Source organism: Monashia sp. NPDC004114, assembly GCF_053603855.1.
In genome coordinates this window covers 297876-319987 of record NZ_JBSGGK010000002.1, presented here as the reverse complement: position 1 = coordinate 319987, position 22112 = coordinate 297876, and the positions used below count along the sequence as shown (strand labels likewise).

At 70.7% G+C, this 22112-nt stretch carries 22 protein-coding genes; 13 read left to right on the top strand and 9 right to left on the bottom strand.

Annotated features, from left to right (window positions below; all coding sequences use genetic code 11):
• Positions 1-99: 99 nt before the first annotated feature.
• The 3 genes from ACWEOW_RS04255 to ACWEOW_RS04245 form a co-directional block, all read right to left on the bottom strand.
• Positions 100-1587: a hypothetical protein gene (locus ACWEOW_RS04255; RefSeq protein WP_452267908.1), complete on the bottom strand. Its 1488-nt coding sequence runs from the start codon at positions 1585-1587 to the stop codon at positions 100-102.
• Between the two features lie 105 nt (positions 1588-1692).
• Positions 1693-2880, bottom strand: coding sequence for an acyl-CoA dehydrogenase family protein (locus tag ACWEOW_RS04250; RefSeq protein ID WP_452267907.1), 1188 nt, complete (start codon positions 2878-2880; stop codon positions 1693-1695).
• A gap of 5 nt (positions 2881-2885) precedes the next feature.
• Positions 2886-4409, bottom strand: a complete 1524-nt coding sequence (locus ACWEOW_RS04245) for a long-chain-fatty-acid--CoA ligase (RefSeq protein WP_452267906.1) — start codon at positions 4407-4409, stop codon at positions 2886-2888.
• Positions 4410-4607: 198 nt separating this feature from the next.
• On the opposite strand from ACWEOW_RS04245, the gene ACWEOW_RS04240 reads away from it, so the two are divergent.
• Complete coding sequence (locus ACWEOW_RS04240; protein WP_452267905.1) at positions 4608-5810, top strand: PucR family transcriptional regulator; 1203 nt, start codon at positions 4608-4610, stop codon at positions 5808-5810.
• A 105-nt stretch (positions 5811-5915) separates the two neighbouring features.
• On the opposite strand, the gene phaZ is transcribed toward ACWEOW_RS04240, so the two are convergent.
• Both phaZ and ACWEOW_RS04230 read right to left on the bottom strand, forming a co-directional pair.
• Positions 5916-6752 (bottom strand): poly(3-hydroxyalkanoate) depolymerase, encoded by an 837-nt coding sequence (gene phaZ / locus ACWEOW_RS04235; RefSeq protein ID WP_452267904.1) that lies wholly within the window; start codon positions 6750-6752, stop codon positions 5916-5918.
• Complete coding sequence (locus ACWEOW_RS04230) at positions 6749-8455, bottom strand: PHA/PHB synthase family protein (RefSeq protein ID WP_452267903.1); 1707 nt, start codon at positions 8453-8455, stop codon at positions 6749-6751. Before ACWEOW_RS04230 ends, phaZ begins: the two co-directional genes overlap by 4 nt.
• A 559-nt stretch (positions 8456-9014) precedes the next feature.
• Here ACWEOW_RS04230 and ACWEOW_RS04225 point away from each other — a divergent pair.
• The 5 genes from ACWEOW_RS04225 to ACWEOW_RS04205 all read left to right on the top strand — a co-directional run bounded on the left by ACWEOW_RS04225 (position 9015) and on the right by ACWEOW_RS04205 (position 12921).
• Positions 9015-9365: an SHOCT domain-containing protein gene (locus tag ACWEOW_RS04225; RefSeq protein ID WP_452267902.1), complete on the top strand. Its 351-nt coding sequence runs from the start codon at positions 9015-9017 to the stop codon at positions 9363-9365.
• On the top strand, positions 9362-9901 hold the full coding sequence (locus ACWEOW_RS04220; RefSeq protein WP_452267901.1) for a hypothetical protein: 540 nt from the start codon (positions 9362-9364) through the stop codon (positions 9899-9901). The genes ACWEOW_RS04225 and ACWEOW_RS04220 overlap by 4 nt, the downstream gene beginning before the upstream one ends.
• Positions 9902-9967: 66 nt before the next feature.
• On the top strand, positions 9968-11380 hold the full coding sequence (locus ACWEOW_RS04215; protein WP_452267900.1) for a pyridoxal phosphate-dependent decarboxylase family protein: 1413 nt from the start codon (positions 9968-9970) through the stop codon (positions 11378-11380).
• 33 nt (positions 11381-11413) lie between these two features.
• A complete protein-coding gene (locus ACWEOW_RS04210; RefSeq protein ID WP_452267899.1) occupies positions 11414-11809 on the top strand; it encodes a MerR family transcriptional regulator in 396 nt (131 codons plus the stop codon).
• Positions 11810-11907: 98 nt separating this feature from the next.
• Positions 11908-12921 (top strand): aldo/keto reductase, encoded by a 1014-nt coding sequence (locus ACWEOW_RS04205; RefSeq protein WP_452267898.1) that lies wholly within the window; start codon positions 11908-11910, stop codon positions 12919-12921.
• A gap of 122 nt (positions 12922-13043) precedes the next feature.
• On the opposite strand, the gene ACWEOW_RS04200 is transcribed toward ACWEOW_RS04205, so the two are convergent.
• A complete protein-coding gene (locus ACWEOW_RS04200; protein WP_452267897.1) occupies positions 13044-13832 on the bottom strand; it encodes a DUF5995 family protein in 789 nt (262 codons plus the stop codon).
• Positions 13833-13943: 111 nt separating this feature from the next.
• Between ACWEOW_RS04200 and ACWEOW_RS04195 the strand changes: the two genes are divergently transcribed.
• The 6 genes from ACWEOW_RS04195 to ACWEOW_RS04170 all read left to right on the top strand — a co-directional run bounded on the left by ACWEOW_RS04195 (position 13944) and on the right by ACWEOW_RS04170 (position 19006).
• Positions 13944-14534: a hypothetical protein gene (locus ACWEOW_RS04195; RefSeq protein ID WP_452267896.1), complete on the top strand. Its 591-nt coding sequence runs from the start codon at positions 13944-13946 to the stop codon at positions 14532-14534.
• Positions 14531-15412, top strand: a complete 882-nt coding sequence (locus ACWEOW_RS04190; RefSeq protein WP_452267895.1) for a hypothetical protein — start codon at positions 14531-14533, stop codon at positions 15410-15412. Before ACWEOW_RS04195 ends, ACWEOW_RS04190 begins: the two co-directional genes overlap by 4 nt.
• 79 nt (positions 15413-15491) lie before the next feature.
• Positions 15492-16142, top strand: coding sequence for an MBL fold metallo-hydrolase (locus tag ACWEOW_RS04185; protein WP_452267894.1), 651 nt, complete (start codon positions 15492-15494; stop codon positions 16140-16142).
• Positions 16143-16166: 24 nt separating this feature from the next.
• Positions 16167-16973, top strand: coding sequence for an ABC transporter ATP-binding protein (locus ACWEOW_RS04180; protein WP_452267893.1), 807 nt, complete (start codon positions 16167-16169; stop codon positions 16971-16973).
• A complete protein-coding gene (locus ACWEOW_RS04175) occupies positions 16949-18520 on the top strand; it encodes a hypothetical protein (protein WP_452267892.1) in 1572 nt (523 codons plus the stop codon). The genes ACWEOW_RS04180 and ACWEOW_RS04175 overlap by 25 nt, the downstream gene beginning before the upstream one ends.
• Positions 18521-18631: 111 nt before the next feature.
• The gene (locus tag ACWEOW_RS04170) at positions 18632-19006 is read left to right on the top strand and encodes a DoxX family protein (RefSeq protein ID WP_452267891.1); all 375 of its coding nucleotides are present in this window, start codon (positions 18632-18634) and stop codon (positions 19004-19006) included.
• Between the two features lie 118 nt (positions 19007-19124).
• Here the strand turns inward: ACWEOW_RS04170 and ppgK are convergent, their stop codons facing one another.
• A complete protein-coding gene (gene ppgK / locus ACWEOW_RS04165) occupies positions 19125-19886 on the bottom strand; it encodes a polyphosphate--glucose phosphotransferase (RefSeq protein ID WP_452267890.1) in 762 nt (253 codons plus the stop codon).
• Between the two features lie 50 nt (positions 19887-19936).
• On the bottom strand, positions 19937-20818 hold the full coding sequence (gene map, locus ACWEOW_RS04160; RefSeq protein ID WP_452267889.1) for a type I methionyl aminopeptidase: 882 nt from the start codon (positions 20816-20818) through the stop codon (positions 19937-19939).
• Between the two features lie 77 nt (positions 20819-20895).
• Between map and ACWEOW_RS04155 the strand changes: the two genes are divergently transcribed.
• Entirely contained in the window at positions 20896-21114 is a 219-nt protein-coding gene (locus tag ACWEOW_RS04155) for a methionine aminopeptidase (RefSeq protein ID WP_452267888.1), read from the top strand.
• Positions 21115-21152: 38 nt separating this feature from the next.
• Here the strand turns inward: ACWEOW_RS04155 and panB are convergent, their stop codons facing one another.
• A complete protein-coding gene (gene panB / locus ACWEOW_RS04150; RefSeq protein WP_452267887.1) occupies positions 21153-22073 on the bottom strand; it encodes a 3-methyl-2-oxobutanoate hydroxymethyltransferase in 921 nt (306 codons plus the stop codon).
• Between the last annotated feature and the right edge of the window lie 39 nt (positions 22074-22112).

The window sequence follows — 22112 nt, the reverse complement described above, 5'->3', positions numbered from 1 at the left end:
ACCGGAGCGATGACCCTTTGTGTCCGCTGAGATTCCGCTGTGACAGCCCAGTGACCGTGGCGTGACAGTCCGGGGAGAAGCATGGGCGGCGATCGTCGGTCAGATCCAGCCGGGCGGTGGCGGCACGACGATGCCGACGACCCCCGCCGGCCGGCCGGCACGTCCCATGGGGATGACCGAGCCGGACCCAGCGTGTGCGGCCAGCTCGCGGCACTCGACGCCCCTGCACCAACGGGGCTGCACGCCTTGCTCCTGGCGTACGGCCATGAACAACGTGCTGGCCATGATCCTTCCGGAGCGGGTGTCCTTCACTGCCGGGTCCTGGTAGACGACGACCGTCGGCGCGACCGTCCCGGGATCGTGCGCGGTGGCGGCTGCCGCGATCGCCGCGTACTGGATGCGCGTCTCCTGGTGCTCGCCGATGTCGGTGCGCCACGCAAGCACCCCACCAACAGCGAGCACGGCGAGCAGCACGGCAGCGATGCCGTGGCGGGGCAGGCCACGCCCGCCCAGGGCGCCGGCATGGAGTCGCCGCTGCCCGACGAGCAGGAGCGCGACGGGCAGCACCGCGACCAACCAGGTCCAGAGCTGGCCCCGGGCGTCGGTGACGACGCCGCTCACGAGGGTCTGGGCGGCGTCGAGACCATAGGCGACGCCGAACGCGACGAGGAGGCGCTGCAGACGCGGACGGACAGCAGCGTCCTGCCAGCCGACGAGAGTCGCGGCGAGGCCGACGACCACGGCCCACCACTGGGCGGCCCAGAGGGTCCCGGCCGCCGCGAGCCAGCGCCCGGTGTTGTCCCGGAGGGCGTCGAGCGAGGTCAGCGGGTTGGAGCGGCGCCACGCAGCGAGCTGAAGGCCGAACTGGTCATTGAGGATCCAGTTGAGGGAGTAGGCGACACCGACGCCGAAGGCGAACGCCCCGATCCACACGCCGGCGGCGGCGAGCACCCGGCGCCATGCAGCGTCACGCAGGAACACGACGGCGAAAACCAGCAGGACGACGCCCACCGGCGGGTAGGTCAGCACGGCCGCGACCTCACCCACGAGGAGCCAGAGCCCGAGCCGCGGACGGGTGCGTGCGGCCCACGGCAGCAGCCACAGGGCCGTGGCGGCCATGAGGACCGACGGAGTCAGCGTGCCCGGCCAGTAGAGAAGCTGGACCCATACGGCCGAGGCGAAGAGCGTGACGCCGAGCAGCGCGTCGACCGCGGGCCCGGGCCGGACTCCGGAGCGGTGGAGCGCCCGCCACATGCCGGCGACGAGCGCGGCATACCCGACGGCATACGTGAGGGCGGCTGTCGTCGGCGTGCCGTGCTGGCCGACGACGACCCACCACGCGGAGTTGAGCCACCGCCCTTCGCTGATGTCGTAGTAGCGGGTTGGAATCACGCCCGGAGTGTTGGCCGGCAGAAGAAACGGCCAGTCGTCCTGGCGGATGAACGGGGTCACCGCCTGGGCGACGCCCCGGGTGAGCAGGAACGCGAAGGTGATGACCCCGACGACAAGAATGCGGTGGTCAGGGGAGGAGGGCAGCAGGCGCGAACGCCCGGTGGTGGCGGCGGGAGCTGAGGGCTGCGTCGTCATGGTGGGCCGCTCATTGAGGTCGAGATGCCAGTCAGGTCGGTCCGTGCCCCTCGACCATAGCCACGCACAAGGGTCGGGAGGGGGCATTCATGGCGCGCCGCCGTCTCAGACGAAGGCGCTGAGGCCGGTGATCTCGCGGCCGACGATCAGCGTGTTCATCTCACGCGTGCCCTCGTAGGAGTAGATCGCCTCGGCATCGCCGACGAACCGGCCCACGTTGCGGTCGATGAGGATTCCGTTACCGCCCATCAGCTCTCGCGCCCAGCCGACCGACTCCCGCATCCGCTGCGTGCAGTAGGCCTTGGCGAGCGAGGCCTTGGCGTCGGTGGCGAGGCCCTCGTCCTGCAGCTGTGACAGGCGCACGCACATGGCCGCGCTCGCCGTGATGTTGCCGAGCTGGCGGACCAGCAGATCCTGCACGAGCTGGAACCCGGCGATGGGCCGCCCGAACTGCTGGCGCTCCATGGCGTAGGCCAGAGAGTGCTCGTACGCCCCGAGCATGCACCCGACCGCCATCCAGGCGACGCCGGCGCGGGTCATGAGCAGGACCCGTGCGGTGTCCTTGAACGAGGAGGCCTTCTGGAGACGGTTGGACTCCGGGACCCGCACGTCCGTAAGGGTGATGTCGGCGTTCTGCACGATGCGCAGCGCCAGCTTGTGGGCGATCTTGGTGGTGGTGAAGCCGGGTGTGCCCTTCTCGACGACGAAGCCCTTGACCTGGCCGTCGGCCTCGTCTCGGGCCCAGATGACGACGAGGTCGGCGAAGGTGGCGTTGCCGATCCAGCGCTTGGCCCCGTTGAGGACCCAGGTCTCGCCGTCGCGGCGGGCCGTCGTCGTCAGGCCACCGGCGGCACCCGAGCCGACGTCGGGCTCGGTCAGGCCGAAGGCGCCGATGAGGTCCATCCGGGCCATGGCCGGCAGCCATCGCCGGCGTTGCTCGTCGTCACCGCACAGGTCGATCGAGCCCATCGCGAGGCCGGAGTGGACGCCTCGGAACGTCGCCAGCGAGCAGTCGACGCGGGCGAACTCCATCGCCAGGATGCCGTCCATGAGGAAGCGACCGCCGGCGCAGCCGGGCGCCTCGTAGGGCCACCCGTTCGCACCGAGGCCGGCGATGACGGGCACCAGCTCGTGGGGGAAGGTCGCCTTGGACCAGTGCTCGGTGAGCAGCGGGCGGGCGTGCTCGTCGAGCGCGGTGCGCACCCGCTGGATCATGGCGCGCTCGTCCGTGGTGAGCAGGCCCTCGAAGCCGTAGAAGTCGGACACGGCGGGATACGTGGCGAGCTCGGTCATCGCGCTCACCGCCCCGCGTGGGCGAACTCAGCCGCCACGTCGTCGGGCGCCTGAACCTGGCGGCGCAGGATCTTGCCGGTCGGACCCTTGGGCAGTGCATCGACGACCCAGACGCGCCGCGGGTACTTGTAGGCCGCGATCCTCTCCTTCACGAAGGCGACGAGCTCCTCGGCCGTCGCGTCAGCGCCGTTCCGCAGGGCGACGGCCGCACCGACCTCCTCGCCGAGTGTCGCGTGGGGGATGCCGATCACCGCGACCTCAGCGACCGCAGGGTGCTCGTAGAGGACCTCCTCGACCTGTCGCGGGTAGACGTTGTAGCCGCCTCGGATGATGAGGTCCTTCTTGCGGTCGACGATGAAGTAGTAGCCGTCCTCGTCGACGCGGGCCATGTCACCGGTGGATAGCCAGGCGTCGCGGATCGTCTCGTCGGTCGCCTCGGGCCGGTTCCAGTAGCCCTTCATGACGTTGTGGCCCTTGATCTGGATCTCGCCGACCTCGCCCGCGCCGACCTCGTTGCCGTCCTCGTCGACAAGACGGAGGGCGACGCCGTCGACCGGCGTGCCGATCGAGCCCGGTTTGCGCTCGCGGTCGGGGTGGTTGAAGCACGCCACCGGCGATGACTCGGACAGGCCGTAGCCCTCGAGGATCGCGACGTCGAAGGTGTTCTCGAACCGGCGCAGCACCTCGACGGGCAGCGCAGCTCCTCCGGAGACGCAGGTGCGCAGCGTGGACACATCGAGGTCGGAGTGGTCAGGCACCGCAAGCAGCGCGGAGTACATCGTCGGCACCCCTTCGAACACCGTCACGCCGTCGCGGGCCATGACCTCCAGTGCCGCGCGGCCGTCGAACCGTGGCAACAGCGTCAGCTGGGCTCCGGACCCGACGGCGGCGTTGAGGCCACAGGTCAGGCCGAAGACGTGGAACAGCGGCAGGCAGCCCATCACGACGTCCTCGGGGGAGAGCCGGAACAGGGTCGCGGCCGTGACCGCCTGGTTCGCGTTGAGGTTGGCGTGGGTGAGCTCGGCTCCCTTGGGCTGTCCCGTCGTTCCGGACGTGTAGAGGATGACCGCCGTGTCATCGCCGTCCCGGCTCACCGTGACGGCGGCGGGCTCGTACAGCGGGAGCTCGTCTCTCACGAAGGTCGGCCCCACCGGGACGACCTGTCCGCCGGCGGCCGAGGCCCCGGCGGCGGCCTCGTCCGCCATCTCGTGCCAGGCGAAGACGAGCTCGGCACCCGAGTCGGACAGGTAGTACTCCACCTCACGATGCTTGAGGAGTGGGTTCATCGGCACGACGATTCCGCCGGCGCGCAGGATGCCGTAGGCCACGACGGGGAAGGCGACGACGTTGGGCAGCATCACCCCGACCCGCGAGCCGGGCTTGACGCCACGGCTCGCGGCAAGCGCGGCAAGCCGGCTCGCGAGGTCGTCGAGCTGCGCATAGGTCAGGGTGACATCCCCTTCGCGGACGGCCGTCCGTTGTGGGTACATGCCTGCCGACTCGGTGAGGTTGAGGGCGAGGTTGGTCATGAAGGGCTCCTGTCTCGGCGGGTTGTCGACGGGAATGACACCGCGGTAGGTATGCCTTCGAGTCTGCGGAAGCCGCAGGCGAGCGTCATTGGCCGACGCGACAACGTCATCGCCGGCCGGCCGTCCGCAGGGACAACGGGAGCGAGACGTGCCGTCGACGGCAGCCACGCCGAGCCGACCCCGGCCTATGCTCGGACCGTGTCACAACGAGGTGCACCTGGTGTGGCCGACCCACAGCTGGCGGCGCTCGGTGCTGCGGTGCTCGCCGAGCTGCCGAAGCACGGTCGTGCCGTCGCGGAGGCCGTCGTGGCGGGCGTCGACTCCTACGAGCACGCCGGCCTCGTCTCGTTCGACGACCTGCTCACGAACTGCACGGCCGAGGTCCGGATGGCCATCGACGCCCTCATGGGCGCACCGATCGACGCCACCGGCGCGCAGCAGATCGGACGGCGCCGAGCCGAGCAGGGTATGCCGCTGCCCGACGTGATGCGCGCCTACCGCCTCGGGTGCGCGCTCATCTGGGAGCTGCTCGTCGACGAGGCGCACCGGCTGCACGTGCCGGACAACGCCCTGGTTGCGGCTGCGACGACGATCTGGGACGTCCAGGCAGCCTTCGTCGAGCGGCTGACGATCGGCTACCGCGACGTGGTGGCCGAGCGGATCCTCAAGCAGGAGGAGGAGTCTGCTGCTCTCGTCGGGGCGCTGCTCGACGGGCAGGTGGTCGAGGGTCTGAGCCTCTGGGAGGCCTCAGACCTGCTCGGGCTCGACCGCAAGAGCCCCATCGCCGTCGTCGTCGCCGAGGTGACACAGCCCGGATCCCACGCCCTGCCCGGCATCCGGAACGCCTTGCGCGTGGCCGGAGTCCGCTCTGCGTGGCGTCTCGCGCCGGGCTCCGAAGCGGGCATCGTCAGCATTCCGGGGCTGGAGGCCGGGCTGGATCGGCTCACGACGCACCTGCGTCGCGCTGCCCTCGCCCGGGTGGGAGTCAGCCCGGTCCAGGAGTCGTTGTCCGGCGCCCCCACGGGCCTGAGGCTCGCACGCATCGCCATGCTCAGCGCGACCGCCACCTCGCCGGTCGCCGTGTTCGGCGACGACCTCATCGGCGCGGCGTCGGTCGCCTCGGGGGAGCTGCTCGGTCCGCTCACGCAGCGCGTCCTGGCCGGCCTCGATGTTCTCTCCGCGGACGAGCGCGACCTGCTCCTGCTGACGTTCCGCACCTGGGTCGACCAGGGCGGGTCGGCGACCGCGGCCGGGGCGGCGATCTACTGCCACCCCAACACGGTTCGCTACCGGCTGCGCAAGCTGGAGGAGCTCACTGGTCGCTCGGTGAGCGACCCGCGATCCATGGTCGAGCTGCTTCTCGCCGCTGAGGCGGAGCAGCGACGCGCGGCGACGACCTGACACGCGCCCACCCGCCTCGGAAGCGGCAGTCGGCCCGGCGGCATACCGACCAGGTCCGTATGCGGCTGGGCCGGCGCAGGTGACCTCGCCGGGTTCCCTTGTGCCTCAGGGGTACTCGAGCAGGAACTCACTGACATAGGGGCCGACGACTCCCGGCTCGATGACGGGCTCGACGTGCCCCCCACGGAAGATGTGCAGCCTGGCGCGGGGGATGCCGAGGGAGAGGATCCGCGCGTTGGCGAGGGGGACGATCGGGTCGTCGTCGCCGGAGAGGACGAGCGTCGGCTGCCGGATCGTCCCGAGCCAGGGCAACGACGTCCACACGCTGCCCGCCATGAGCTGGTAGAGATACCCGCGCGACCGCGCCGACGACTCGATGCTCGTGAACAGCTGACGGATCTCCGGCGTATGCCGCCGGGCCGAGCCACCGTAGAGCGTCGGCGCGACTGCGGTCGCATAGTGCGCGTCGTGGAACCGGCGCCGCGACAGCATGCGCAGCAGGACCTTGGGACTGCCCGGGACCATGAGGAAGCCGGTGCCGGTGGACACGAGCACGAGGCGACGCACCCGCTGCCGGTACTGCCAGGCGAGCTGCTGGGCGAGGGCCCCGCCCCACGAGAAGCCGAGGACGTCGAACCGCTCGTGGCCGAGCGCACGCATGAGCCGGACCGTCAGCCGTGCGAGCCACTGGAAGGTGTATGGGAACGTCGGCGCCGCGGAGCCCCCGACACCGGGGACGTCGAACCGCACCACGGTGACCCGCTCGTCGATCGCGGCGACGAGCGGGGACAGCGCCTCGAACGCCGCCCCGATCCCGCAGCACATGAGCAGCGGCGTCTGATGCGGGTCGGATCCCGGGCGCACCTCGACCCGCAGCTCACGTCCGTCGACGCGGACGGTGGCCGTGCGCCCGCCATGGTCGTCCCGCTCCGCGGCGCTCATGCGTCGAGGACGTACGTGCCGGGGGCTGCGTCGATGGGGGAGTACCCGCCACCGCCGAGCCGGGTGGGAGCCTTCTTGTCCCCGGTGCCGTTCGCGGCCAGCCACGAGACGTAGTCGGGCCACCACGAGCCCTGCTCGGCGGTCGAGCCGGCACGCCAGCTCTCCGGATCAGCGGGGTTCTCCTGCGCAGTCTGGAACGAGGACTTCGGGTTGCCAGGCGGGTTGACCATCGAGGCGATGTGGCCGCTGCTCGACAGGACGAACCGCGTCGGCCCGCCCAGCAGCTGGGTCGTCCGGTAGCAGGCCTGCCAGGGTGAGATGTGGTCCGCGACGCCCGCGACGACGTACGCGGGCACGTCGACCTTCGCCAGGTTGACGGGGCTGTCGAGCATGGTCGCTCCACCTGGCTGGGCAACCGAGTTGGTCAGCGCGATGTCGACGAAGTCGGAGTGCAGCTGCGCCGGCATCCGCGTCGTGTCGGCGTTCCAGAACAACACGTCGAAGGGTGCCGGCTTGCGGCCCTGGAGGTAGTTGTTGACCCAGTAGGACCAGATGAGGTCGTTCGGGCGGAGCCACGCGAAGACCTCCGCGAGCGCCCTGCCGTCGAGGTAGCCCTTGAGGCGGGACCTCACCACCGCAGCCCGAGCGGTCTGCTCGTCGGCGAGCGCGACGACCTGCCCAGCCTCCCGGTTGTCGATGACCGCGACCGCGAGGCCGAGCGACGCCACATGGTCCAGGCGTCCGATGTCCGCGAGGTGCCCGAGTGTCATCGCCGTGAGCAGGCCGCCCGAACAGATGGCGAAGACGTGGGCCTTCGCCGAGCGGGTGATCCGGCGGGTGACGTCGAGAGCGCCGAGGATGGAGCGGCCGTACGTGTCGGTGCCCCACGATCGCGCCGTTGCGTCGGGGTTGCGCCAAGAGATGGCGAACACCTGGATGCCGCTCGCGACGAAGTACTCGATCATGCTGCGTCCGGGGGCGATGTCGGTGACGTAGAACTTGTTGATCACCGGCGGCACGAGGAGCAGCGGGGTCGCGCCGACCGTGGGCGTGGTCGGCGTGTACTGGATGAGCTCGAACACCTCGGTCCGGTGCACGACCGCACCCGGGGTGAGCGCCAGGGTCCGGCCGACGGCGAACGCGTCGGGAGCGACCATGCTCGGGACGCGCGGTGCCTTCGACAGGTCCGACAGCGCGTGGCGCACCCCGCTGAGGATGTTCCCGCCCCCGGTGTCGACCAACGCCTTCCAGGCAAGAGGTGAGACGAACGGGTTGTTGCTCGGTGCGAGCGCATCCATCAGGTTCTCGACGAGGAAGTCCAGGCGTTCCCGGTCGCGCCACTCGAGCTCGGCGTCATCCACGAGGTTCTGGGCCGTCTCGGTGAGGGCGAGGTGGGCCTGCACGCTGCGACGCAGCATCGGGTTGGCGGTCCAGGCCGGGTCGGCGAACCGCTTGTCGCGCGTCGAGGGCGCCCGGTCGGACGTGCCCAGCACGACCTGGCCGAGCTCGCCCGTCAGGTGGGCGACTCGGCGCGCAACGACCTGCGGGCGGAGGGACAGGGCGGACGCGGCGCGTGACCAGGACCTGTTCGGTGCGAAGCGGCGCAGCGGCCCGTTCGCCGCTGATGTCAGCAGGAGGTCGAGCGGTGCGGCGATCGCATCCGCCTGGTCGGCATCGGTGGCCGCGTAGGTCGTGGCGCTCACTGGTTCTCCTTGCTCGTCGGCTGCTCGTCGGCTGCTCGTCGGCTGCTCGTCGGCTGCTCGTCGGTGTCGCACGTCGGTCGTGGTCCGGGGAGGGACCCGCCCTCTTAGTCTTCGGCCACAGCCGGGACACGTCTTTGGCCCCACGGACAACATCGGCTGCCGGTCGCGGTCCGTGGTGACAACCGGACGTTGCGCCGCGCGACGATGCCGGTCCTGATTGCGGCGCTGGCGCCGTTCAGAGAGCCGGGGTCAGAGATTTCTCACGCAGGGCTGTCATGATCCGCGGGCGTGGACGTCTCATATGCAGCCGCACCTCCCAAGGCGTTGCGGTGAGAGGCCCCGGTCAGCTTCGTGGAGGGGTCTGGCCGGGGCCTCGCCGGTCGACGGGGCCGGATGTGTGGATGCCCACCTCGCGAACCACGAGGTGGGCATCCGCGTCACCCGCTCGCCGGTGCCGGTTGAGTGGGCACCCTCCCCGCCGTGTCGCTGGATCTGTCGATGCGGCATACGGCGGGTCGGCGTGCGGCATGCTGGTGCCCACGACCGAAGGGAGCCGCGCATGATCTTGGTGCCTAGGCAGCTGCAGCGTGTCGGGATCACGGGAGACGTGCCGTACTACGGGGGCCGGTTCACCGCCGAGCAGGCGTATGCCGCGGCGCACCCGTACACCGGCGGCCCGGGACCTCGGGCGACCCCGCGTTTCGGAGCCCGGCCCCGTCCGCCGGCACCGCCTGCCGCGCCGCCGGGCCAGCCGGCCCTCTCGTCACTGCCACCGCCGTCCGGCCCGCCCGTCTCGGCAGCGCCCGCCTCGCCCGCTCCCGACGCGCTTGCGTCGCTGCAGCACCTGCTCGACGCCGGGGTGATCACGCAGGACGAGTTCGTCCAGCTGCGTAACCGGGTGCGCGGGTGACGACGCCCCAGCCTCCAGAGGGTGGCGACGCCGCAGCAGCGCGCGGGGTCGCCGGCCCGGTGCAGGTGCTCGTGGTCGGGTTCGACGAAGCGGCTGTGTCGGGCGACGTCGTCGCTGAGCTCAACCGGTTGACCGAGGCGGGAGTCGTGCGTCTCATCGACGTGCTGCTCGTGACCCGCGCCGCCGACGGCAGCCTCGACACGATGGCCCCACCGCCGGGCTCCGACCCCGGGCGCGGGCGCGTGGCGGCCGCACTGCTCGGAGTCCCGGCCGACGCGCCGGACGGGACTCCCGTAGACAGCGACGCCCGGTCCGGCGACACGTCGGTCCAGGAGGGATCGTGGTCACTCGACGAGTCCGTGCCGGCGGGAGGTGTCGCGGCGGTCGCGCTGGTGGAGCACCTCTGGGCGCAGCCACTCGTCGCCGCACTGCGCGGCGCCGGGGCACGCCCTCTCGACGAGACCTGGCTGGCGCCCGAGGACGTCGCACTGCTCGACCAGCTGGTCAAGGGGAGGGCAGCGGGCCTGGACCAGTGATGCCACCTGGCGGGGGACTTGTGCAAAGTGGTTGTGCAGGAGGGAGGCCCGGAGGAGCCTTCGGGCATGAGCGCTGAGCTGGGAGAGCTGTTCCGATGGGCTGCGCAGGTCGCGGCCGACCACCGCGACACCGTTGCCGGGCGACCGGTCCACCCGCGTCCCGACCCGGCCGCGAGTTCAGCGCTGACGCACACGGAGCTCCAGCGCGCCCCGATGGACCCCGAGGAGGTATGCCGCGAGCTGGCGGAGCGCGCCGGACCGCTTCTCGTCGGCACGGTCGGCCCGCGCTTCTTCGGGTTCGTCATCGGCGGCGCGTCTCCAGCCTCCTCCGCGGCGGACATCCTCACGACAGGCTGGGACCAGTGCGCGTACAACGAGGTGCTCTCACCGGCGGCTGCTGCCGCCGAGCGGGAGGCCGGGCGATGGGCCGCAGCGGCTCTCGGGCTGCCCGCGGGGACGACCGTCGGTTTCGTGACCGGGGCGCAAGGCGCCAACACGGTGGGCCTGGCCGTCGGCCGTCACCGGGTGCTCGCCGATGCCGGCTGGGACGTCGCCCGTGACGGCCTCTTCGGTGCGCCCCGCATCCGCGTCGTGGCGGGGGAGGAGCGACACGCGACGATCGACCGCGCCCTGCGGCTGCTCGGCTTCGGGACGGCGAGCCTGGAGCTGGTCCCTTCGGCTGCGGACGGGTCCATCGACGTCGAGGCGCTGCAGATCGTTCTCGAGCGCGACCCGGCCAAGCCGACGATCGTCTGCCTGCAGGCCGGCAACGTCAACACCGGTGCCTGCGACGCCTTCGACCGCGCCATCCCGATGGCGCGGGAGGCCCGGGCGTGGGTCCATGTCGACGGCGCCTTCGGGCTGTGGGCCGCAGCCAGCCCCCGCACGGCGCACCTCGTGGCGGGCGTCGAGGGAGCCGACTCCTGGGGCTGCGACGCGCACAAGTGGCTCAACGTCCCCTACGACTGCGGCCTCGCGTTCTGCAGGCACCCGGATGACCACGCCGCGGCGCTGTCGTACACCGCGGCATACCTCACGGGATCGGGCAGCACCTCCGACTACACGCTCGGCGACATCGTGCCTGAGTCGTCCAGGCGCGCAAGGGGGTTCACGGTCTGGGCGGCGCTGCGCGAGCTGGGGACCGACGGGCTGGCGAGCCTCGTCGACCGCAGCTGCGACCTCGCCAGACGGATGGCCGACCGCTTGTCGGCCGGTGGCGCGATCATCCACAACGACGTCGTGCTCAACCAGGTGCTCGTCAGTGTCGGCGACCCCGGATCCACGGACGCCGTCGTCGATGCCGTCCAGCGAGACGGCACGTGCTGGGTGGGGGCGACGACGTGGCGCGGGCGGCGCCTCATCAGGGTGTCGGTCTCTAACGCGACGACGACCGAGCACGACATCGACGTCTCTGCGGATGCGATCCTCCGCTGCGCCGAGCAGGTAGCGAGCGGCAGCACCGTCCGCGCGAGCTCTTGACTTCGAGTGCGCTCGAAGAGGGAGCATGGGAAGGTGACAGTCATCGCTCCCACAGCCGGACTCAGCATCGCCGAGGCCGCCGAGCGGACGGGCCTGACCACCCACACGCTGCGGTACTACGAGCGTGACGGGCTGATGCTCCACGAGGTCGCCCGGTCCAGCTCGGGACACCGCGTCTACACCGAGCGTGACCTGACATGGGTCGCGCTGTTGACCCGGCTGCGCGCGACGGGCATGCCGATCCGCGAGGTCAAGGCGTATGCCGCGCTGTGCCGTGAGGGCGACGGCAACGAGCTCGACCGGCTGGCCCTGCTCGAGGCTCACCGCGCACGAGTGCTCACCCAGCTGGCCGAGGTGACCGAGCACCTCGGCGCGATCGACAACAAGATCGGCATCTACCAGGACAAGCTCGCGCGACTGAGCGCCTGACATCGGCCAGGCGCCCAACGCCCCCGGACGGCAGGCCCCGCGACCCGGAGATGGTGGTCCTTGACTTCGAGCGCACTCCAAGGTCTTGACTCGATGTCATGACCACACCGGACAACGCTGGCCTCCTTCCCGCGCGCACCCTGGGAACCGCCTCCCCGCTCACCGTCTCCGCCTTGGGCCTCGGCTGCATGGGCATGTCGGAGTTCTACGGCACCGGCGACGAGGGTGAGGGGATCGCGACGATCCATCGCGCCCTGGACCTCGGCGTCACCTTCCTCGACACCGCCGACATGTACGGCCCGTTCACCAACGAGCGACTCGTCGGCAAGGCCGTCGCCGGCCGGCGCGACCAGATCGTCATCGCCACGAAGTTCGGCAACGAGCGGGCCGAGGACGGCACCCGGCTCGGCATCAACGGCCGGCCGGAGTATGTGCACAAGGCGGCCGATGCCTCGCTCGAGCGCCTCGGGATCGACCACATCGACCTCTACTACCAGCACCGCGTCGACAAGAACGTGCCCATCGAGGAGACCGTCGGTGCCATGAGCGAGCTCGTCGCCGCCGGCAAGGTGCGACACCTCGGGCTGTCCGAGGCGTCGGCCGAGACGATCCGGCGGGCGCACGCCGTGCACCCGATCACCGCGCTGCAGACGGAGTACTCGCTCTTCACCCGCGACATCGAGGACGAGATCCTGCCGACGCTCCGCGAGCTCGGGATCGGCCTCGTGCCGTACTCTCCGCTCGGGCGTGGGATCCTCACCGGCGCCATCACCGCCGACAGCCTCGAGGCGAACGACTCCCGCCGGACGGCATACTTCCCGCGGTTCCACGGCGAGGCCCTCGAGACGAACCTCGCCCTGGTGGCCCGGGTCCAGGAGCTGGCGGAGGCCAAGGGTGTGACGCCTGGGCAGCTCGCGCTCGCCTGGGTGCTGGCGCAGGGTGACGACGTCGCGCCGATCCCCGGCACGAAGCGCGTCAAGTACGTCGAGGAGAACGTCGGCGCGGCCGGTGTCTCCCTGTCGGCCGAGGATGTTGCGGCACTCGACGCGGCCGTCCCGCGCGATGCGGTCGCGGGTGCGCGCTACGGCGACATGTCGAGCATCGACGCCTGAGCATCCGACACCACAGACGGCGCGGCCGAGCCTCGGCGATGACGACACCGAGGCCCGGTCGCGCTCGGCTCTGTCGGTGGCTGAGCCCGCCCTTCGGGGCGGCAGGCGAACAGGCGGGCGCGTCAGCCGGGAGCGACCTCGTCGCGGGAGACACTGACCGCGGGCGGGAGAGTCACACCGAAGCCGGCGACGGCCAGCCGCAGCAGCACCTGACCCGGCGCGAGCAGGTCGGCGATCCGAGCGGCACTGAGCACTTCCAGCTCAGCCAGCCGAGCGGCATACGCCTGGGGGCCGGCCAGGCGGGCGACCTGGAGCTCGCCCGCGTTGTGCCAGACCTTCTGACGCGCCTCGCGCAGGAACCGCGCGGACGCCCGCCGGTTCAACGGCGTCAGCACCCGGTCGAGCACACTCTTGGCGGTCCGGGCCGCGATCTCGGAGTCCTCGGCCGCCACCCGGCCGGAGAGGACGCCATCGATGCGCTCGTGGTCGCGGCGACGTCTGGCGAGCAGGACGGGGTCGGTGAAGTCGTCGTCGCTGATCACCGCCAGCAACGCCTGGGGCAGGTCGTAGTTGATGTGCGCGTTGATGCCGACGAGCACGTTGCGCAGGGCTGGCAGGTCCTGCGGCACGGCGAAGGCGAGCCGCCACGGGCGGGAGACACCCTGCCCGCCGGCGAGATCCGCATCCAGTGCCTCGAGGTAGAGGTCTGCGAACGCGACATCCCAGAGCTCCACCCAGGCCGGGTCCTCGAAGGCCGCCCCGTCGATGGCCTTGCCGATGGCCTCCGTGGTGCGCACGTAGGTCGCGAGGAAGTCGCGCTGGGCGAGCCGGTCGGGCGGCATCGCGGCAAGGCGCTCCCGCATGGCGCGCACGACATCGTCGACCGTCCGTCCAGCCTCGCCCGTCGTCATCGTCCGCGATCTCCTCACCCCGCGGTCCGGCCCCTCCTATTCTGGGACCAGGGTCGCGCGGCGTCAGGCGAATCCGCACCTGCCGCCTCGTGACCGGCGTATGGAGGGGCCATGCACGAGCGGGCGAGACGGGGACCGACGTCGTTCGACGCGGTCGCGATCGGGCACGCTGAGACCGACACGTGGGCCGCCTACTACCGACGCGAGTGGCTCACCTTCCTGCGCGGAGCGGTCCGCATGGTTCACGAAGGCTTCGGCATGAACCGGCGCGCCACGGTCGCCGGTGCCTGGCTGGTGCTGCGCGCCAACCAGGCGTGGGCGCCGTACCCGGACAACGACCCGGCCCAGGCACGAGACCTGATGCATCGCTTCTACGCGCTCGTCATGACGGACGCCGGGCTGACGCTTGACCCACGGCGCGCCGCCGAGCTCGAGGTCGAGTGGTGGCGGGTGCACCGGGAGCACCAGCACGGCGGTGGCTCGGACGACCCGCTGGTTCGTGCGCTGGTCGACCTCTACTCGTATGTGTACGGGTCCCACCGCGACGCCGTTCATCCGGCCGCTCGCGCGCGCGTCGACGCGATGGACTACTCGGACCGTTGGGTGGCCGCCGGGTGCCGCCTGGACGACCCGCTCCTCGCAGCTGAGCGGCGGTCGCTCGTCGCCTCCTACAGCGCGTTGCTCGACGCGGTGTCCCGGTGACCGCCGTCGGCGGCGCACCGCAGGAGAGTATGCCGGTCGCGCCGCAGTCGGCGATGCCTCGCGACGACCGTGTGCTGCCCACGACGCGGTGGCTGTCGGTGCTGATCACGCCGTTCCTGCTCGTGGCGTTCGTCCTGCTCTACGGGTTCCCCGGCGACACCGACCGTCTCTGGGCCTGGACGATCCGGCCGACGATGACGTCCATGGTGCTGGCCTCTGCATATCTCGGCGGCGCCTGGTTCTTCGTCCGCGTCCTGCGCGAGCGTCGCTGGGCCGCAGTCGCCAACGGGTTGCTCGCCGTGACTGGGTTCGCCACCCTCCTTGCCGTCGCGACGGTGCTGCACTGGGACCGGTTCAACCACGGCAGCCCGGCCTTCTGGATCTGGTCGGCGCTGTACGCCACCGCGCCCTTCCTCGTGGCCGCAGCCTGGTGGGTCAACCGCCGCACGGCCCGACCTCCGGCCCCGGACGAGCCGCGCCTCGGACCCGCTGCCCGGTGGGGCGTCGGCGCGTTCGGGTCAGGGGGTCTCGTCCTGGGCGCGACGATGTTCGTCGCTCCATCCGCCGTCATCCCGGTCTGGCCGTGGCTTCTGACGCCGTTGACGTGCCGAGTGACCGGCGCGATCTTCGTGCTTGCCGGTGCGGCCGCCGGGGTCCTGTGGGATGCGCGCTGGGTGCGACTGCGTCTGCTGGCCGAGGTGGAGGTGGTCATGGTCGTGCTCATGCTCGTTGCCGCCCTGCGAGCCCATGCGCAGTTCATCGCGGGACGACCGTTGGGCTGGCTCCTTCTGCTGGGTGCGCTCGTCGCACTGACAGGCGCCATCGCGCTGATGCTGACGTACCGTGGCGCACCTGGCGAGCCCACCTCTCGGTCCTGAGGAGGCGTGACGGCATACCCGGTGGCCACGCGCGGTGCCCGTCGGCCCGCAGCCGGGGTCGGCGTGATTAGGTGGGCTCATGCGCGTGACTCATCTCGGACATGCCTGCCTGCTCGTGGAGACCGCCGAGCGCCGGATCCTCATCGACCCGGGCAGCTTCTCGTCGTTCGAGGACCTGCGCGACCTCGACGCAGTCCTCGTCACTCACAACCACTTCGACCACTTCGACCCTGAACGGGTGGCGACGCTCCTGCGCGATAACCCGTCGGCCTCGGTTCACACAGACCCCCTGACGGCGGAAAAGCTTCGCGGGGAAGGGCTTTCGGCCACTCCCACCATGGAGGGGGAGGACTTCGCCGTCGGCGACGTGTCGGTGAGCCCGATCGGCGAGCTGCACGCGTTCAACCACGACGCGATGCCCCGCATCCCCAACGTCGGCGTCGTGCTGCGGGCCGAGGGCGAGCCTACGCTCTTCCACCCCGGCGATGCCTACGACGGCGAGCCGGGCGAGGTGGACGTGCTGGCCCACCCGCTGAACGCCCCGTGGGCCGCGAGCCGCGACTCGATCGCGTTCGTGGCGCGGATCGCGCCGAAGACGTTCGTGCCGATCCACGACGCCCTGCTCTCGGACGTCGGCCGAAGGATGTATGCCGGCCACGTCGAGCAGTTCTCGGGGGTCGCGGGACTGACCTTCGTCGACCTGCGCGACGACGAGTCCGCGACCTTCTGACGCACCGCCACTTGGGGGACAACCATGACCACTGACCCGGATCTGCCTGCGCCACATGGAAGTCCGGCCGACGGGCCAGCGATCGCCATGCGGGGCCTCGGCAAGCGCTTCGGCGATGTCGTCGCAGTCAAAGGCATTGATCTCGACGTCCCACGTGGCTCGTTCTTCGGGCTCGTCGGGCCCAACGGAGCAGGTAAGACGACCACGCTGTCGATGGTGACAGGACTGCTTCGTCCCGACGCGGGTCAGGCGTTCATCCTCGGCCGTGACGTGTGGGCCGACCCGGTCGAGGCGAAGCGCCTTCTCGGGGTGCTCCCGGACGGGCTCAAGCTCTTCGACCGGCTTACCGGCCTGCAGCTCATCACGTATGCCGGCCTGCTGCGCGGGATGCCACGGGACCTCGCCTCGGAGCGGGCGACCGAGCTGATCGAGGCCCTGGGACTCGCCGAGGCGCAGGGCAAGCTCGTGGTCGACTACTCCGCCGGCATGACCAAGAAGGTCACGTTGGCCTCCGCCCTCGTCCACGCGCCGCGGGTGCTGGTGCTCGACGAGCCCTTCGAGGCTGTCGACCCGGTATCCGCCGCGACCATTCGCTCGATCCTGGCCGACTTTGTCGCTGCCGGCGGGACCGTGGTCCTGTCCAGCCATGTCATGGACCTCGTCGAGCGCATCTGCAGCCATGTCGCGGTCATCGCCGATGGCCTTGTCCTTGCTGCCGGCCCGCTCGAGGACGTGCGCGGCGGGCACTCCCTCGAGGAGCGCTTCGTCGACCTTGTCGGTGGGTCGACCGAGGTGGTGGGACTGTCGTGGTTGCGCACCTCGTCCGACTGAAGCTGTCGCTGCTGCGCAACATGTTCCGGCGCAGCCGCGCCCAGGCGATCGGTGCGGTCGTCGGGATCGTCTACTTCGGCTTCCTCGTCGTCGGGCTGGCGATCCTGCTCGCCTCGTTCCGGACGTCCCTCGCCGACGCGCAGGTCGTCATCCCGCTGGCCGGCGCCGCGGGCATCGTGCTGTGGACCGCGTTGCCGTTGTTCTCGTTCGGCTCGGACCCCACCCTCGACCCGGGGCGGTTCGCCACCTTCGCCATACCGCCACGGACGCTCGCCGTCGGCCTCATCGCGGCGGCTCTGGTGGGGCTGCCCTCCATCGCGACCCTGGTCATGGCGGCGGGCGTGGTCGTGGCCTGGTCGCACACCGTCGCGTCCACGGTCGTGGCGGTCGTCGCGACGGCGTTCGGCGTGCTGACGGCGATCACGACGAGCCGATGGGTCTCGGCACTGGCGACCAACGCGGTGTCCAGCCGCCGCGGCCGGGACGTCGTGGCTGTGGTGGGTCTCGCGCTGCTCGTGCTCATCGGGCCGGCCATCTCCATCGTGGCGAACGTCGGCTCGAGCCAAGCCGACCTGGCCGCGTCGGTCGCGAAGGTCGTCTCCTGGACCCCCCTCGGATGGGCGTGGGCGGCGCCGGGGGACATCGCGGCAGGCGACTGGCTCGTCGGCATGGTTCGCCTTGTGCTCGCCGGAGGTCTGCTGCTCGTCGTCGGCCGACTCTGGGCTCGGGTGCTGCGTCAGCAGGTCGAGAACCCCCGTGCCATCTCCCGGTCGGACTCGGCGACCGCAGCGGCCGGCGACCTGGGGCTGTTTCCCAGGTTCCCGGACACCCCGACGGGAGCGATCGCGGCCCGGGTGTCCACCTACTGGCGTCGCGACCCGCGCTACCAGATCAACCTCGCCATGACGCCGGTGCTGCCGCTGGCCCTGCTCATCCCGTTCTTCCTCGGCGATGTCGAGTGGACGCCTCTCGTCATGGGTCCGGTGCTCGCGTTCTTCGTCGGCTTCAGCGAGCACAACTCTGTGGCCTACGAGGGGGACGCCTTCTGGCTCCACCTCGCATCCGGCGTGACCGGTGCCGCGGACCGGCGCGGTCGTCTGGTGCCCAGTGTGCTGATCGCGGCGGTGCTCCTGCCGATCTACACGGTCGCCGGTGTCTGGATCGGTGACCGCTGGGACCTGCTGCCCGGAGCGGTGGGCCTGTCGACCGTCCTGCTGGGCGCCGGATACGGTGCCTCGAGCGTGATGAGCGTCGCGATGCCGTACCCCGTGCCGGCCTCGGGAGAGAGCCCTTTCAGCGCGCCACCCGGCGCGGCCGGGGTGACGATGCTGTCCCAGACGATCGCCAGCCTGGGAACGTTTCTGCTGGCGGCACCGGTCGTGGCCCTCGGGTGGTTCGCCTGGCAGGGGACGTCATGGGCCTCGTGGCCTGCCGCCGTGCTCGGGGTGGCGCTCGGTGGGCTGTTCGCCTCGGCAGGCATCCGAGCTGGCGCGCGACTCTATGACAAGCGCGCGCCTGAGCTGCTCGCCGCTCTCCAGAAGAACTGACACCCACCACCCGGCACCCGGCCGGGGGATGCGCACGAAAGTGAACCGTCATGCGGCTGCGCGCGCCTAGGCTCAGAGCACCTGTCGCGTCGTCGGAAGCGTGGCCCGCCCATGAACCTCGTCCTGTGGCTCGTCGCCGGACTGCTCACGGCTGTGTTCGGGACGACGGGGCTCCTCAAGCTGACACAGACCAAGGACCACCTCGTGCGCTCGGGCATCACCTGGGTCGAGGACTTCAGCACGCCCGCCGTCCGGGGCATCGGTGCCCTCGAGCTGCTCGGGGCATTGGCGCTGGTCCTGCCGACGGCCTTCGGCACCGCGGTCTGGCTGACCCCGCTCGCGGCGGTGGGCCTCGCTGTCCTCATGGCAGGGGCGGTCACCATTCACGTGCGCCGGCACGAGTTCTCGCTCGCCTTCGGCACCGGGCTGCTCATGGTGCTCGCGGCGTTCCTCGCCTGGGGTCGTCTCGGCCCCTACCCCCTCTGATCGGGTCGCTCTGCCCCTGCATCAAGCGACCACTCGACTCGGGTGGTCAGGTCGAGCAGTCGCCTGATACAGGCTCGATCTGGGTCCGTTCGGAGTTCGGGCGTGTCGGTGGGGCCGCCTACCTGGCGAGGTCGACCGCTAGCCTCGCCGCACCGATGATGCCCGCCTGGTTGCGTAGCTGGGCCGGCACGATCGGGCAGCGCAGCTTGAGCTTGGGCAGGAACTCGTCGGACTCCTTGGAGATGCCGCCGCCGACGACGATGAGGTCGGGAGAGAAGAGCTTCTCGATGGTGTCGTAGTAGCGCTGGAGCCGTTCGATGTACTCCTCCCACGTGAGGTGCTCGTTGTCCTTGACCGACGAGGCAGCCCGGTCCTCGGCGTCGTAGCCGTCGATCTCGAGGTGACCGAGCTCGGAGTTGGGCACGAGCCGGCCGTCGTGGATCAGGGCCGACCCGATGCCGGTGCCCAGAGTGGTGAGGATGACCAGACCGGTCACTCCCTTGGCGGCGCCGTAGTACAGCTCGGCGAGACCGGCGGCGTCTGCGTCGTTGAGGACGGTCACGGCGCGCCCCGTGTGCTTCTTGACCAGCGCCTCGGCGTCGGTCGCGATCCAGGTCGGGTCGATGTTCGCCGCCGACAGCACCGTGCCGCGGATCACGACCGCGGGCACCGTGACGCCGATGGGGGAGTCGCCTGTCACGTCGGCGAAGTAGTCGACGATCTCGTCGACGACCTCGGCCACGGCGTCGGGGGTGGCCGGCTGGGGCGTGAGGATCTTCAGCCGCTTTCCCGCGAGCTCACCGCTCTTGAGGTCGACGGGCGCCCCCTTGATGCCGCTGCCGCCGATGTCGATTCCGAGGGGCGTGCCCTTCTTGCCCATGGTCCCTGCTTCCTTGTCGAGGACGTGGTGGGTTGCTGCCGTCGAGCTGGCTATGGGGCTGGCGCCCCGTCCGGGAGGGTGAGGATCTCGTTGCCGTCGCCAGTGATGAGGATGGTGTGCTCGAACTGTGCCGAACGACTGCCGTCTTTCGTCACGACTGTCCACCGGTCGTCCCACATCTCCCACTCGTGGGTGCCGAGATTGAGCATCGGCTCGATGGTGAACGTCATGCCGGGCTCGATGACGGTGTCGTAGTGGGGTGCTGCGTCGTAGTGCGGGACGATGAGGCCGGAGTGGAACTCCAGGCCGATGCCGTGGCCCGTGAAGTCGCGGACAACGCCGTAGCCGAAGCGTTTCGCGTAGCTCTCGATGACGCGCCCGATGACGTTGATCTCACGGCCGGGCTGGGCTGCGCGGATGCCGCGGAGCATCGCCTCGTGGGTGCGCTCGACGAGCAGCCGCGACTCCTCGTCGACGTCGCCGACAAGGTAGGTCGCGTCGGTGTCGCCGTGGACCCCATGAATGTATGCCGTGACGTCGATGTTGACGATGTCGCCGTCCTCGAGTGGGCGCGCGTCCGGGATGCCGTGGCAGATCACCTCGTTGACGCTCGTGCAGACCGACTTGGGAAATGCCTTGTAGCCCAGCGGGGACGGGTAGGCGCCGTGGTCGAGGAGGTACTCGTGTGCCACGGCGTCGAGTGCGTCGGTCGTCACCCCGGGCGCGATGTGCGCGGCCGCTTCGACCATGGCGTTGGCAGCGACCCGCCCGGCGATGCGCATCTTCTCGATGGTCTCGGCGTCCTTGACGTGCAGGTCGCCGTCCTCGCGTGGGTTGGGCACATCGACGTAGTGCGGCCGTTCTATCGAGGCCGGCACGGCACGGCGCGGACTGAGGGGGTACGGAGACACCCTGGGTTGGAGCAACGGCATACGGTGGAGTCTAGGTCGTCGTGGGGACGCGTCCACGTGGGGCGCTCACGACGCGGACCGTGGAGAAGGAGGCGACAGTGAGCTACTGGTACAACGTCGACACCGGCAAGGTGGAGACCGACGAGAACCGAAGCCGCGGCGAGCTGGTGCTTGGCCCCTACGCGACGGAGGAGGAGGCTCGGCGCGCGATCGAGACGGCCAACGCGCGCACCGAGAAGTGGGACGAGGAGGACCGGGCCTGGCGCGACAAGGGGGCCTCCGGCACGCGCTGGGACGACGAGGACATCGACGACTGACGTCGTGACGGGCCTCGCCGGGAGTGCCGGCGCCGGGCTCAGGACTCGAACGAGTGCTCCGCATCCGGGAAGGCGCCCGACTCGACGTCGGCGGCGTACGCCTGCGCCGCCTGCAGGAGGGTGCCGCGCAGGTCCGCGTACTTCTTGACGAAGCGCGGCGCCTTGCCGCCCCGCAGGCCGGCGAAGTCGCTCCAGACCAGGACCTGGGCGTCCGTGCCGTTGCCGGCCCCGATCCCGATCGTCGGGATGGCCAGTGCCTTGGTGACCCGCTCCGCGACGGGCGCCGGCACCATCTCCAGCACGACGGAGAACGCACCGGCGTCCTGAAGAGCCAGCGCCTCCTCGACGAGGACGTCGGCGGCATCGCCGCGCCCTTGCACGCGGTAGCCCCCGAGCTGGTGCTCGCTCTGTGGGGTGAAGCCGAGGTGGGCCATGACCGGGATCCCCGCGGTGGTCAGGGTGTGCACGAGGGGGACCATCGCGGACCCGCCTTCGAGCTTGACGGCGTGCGCCAGCCCTTCCTTCATGAACCGAACCGCGCTCGCGAAGCCCTGCTCGACGCTCGCGCCGTACGAGCCGAACGGCATGTCCGCCACCACGAGCGCCCGGCGCGCCGCTGACGACACCGCCCGCACCAGCGGGATGAGCTCGTCCATGGTCACCGGCACAGTCGTCTCGTAGCCGAACACGTTGTTGCCGGCCGAGTCGCCGACGAGCAGGACGGGGATCCCCGCCTCGTCGAAGATCTGGGCGGCGTACATGTCGTATGCCGTGAGCATCGCCCACTTGCGTCCCTCGGCCTTCCAGCCGTGCAGGTGAGGGATGCGGACCTTGCGAATCGGCTTGGGACCACTGCCAGTTGAACCTGTCCCGCCGGCCGGGTCGGGGCCCCCGGACGTCACATCGCGCGACCCCGAACCGTACGGGCTAGGCTGCTCACTCGTTGCGTCGTCGGACATGCCGCGATCCTAGACCGCCCCTTTCGGGCAGTCGGCGGC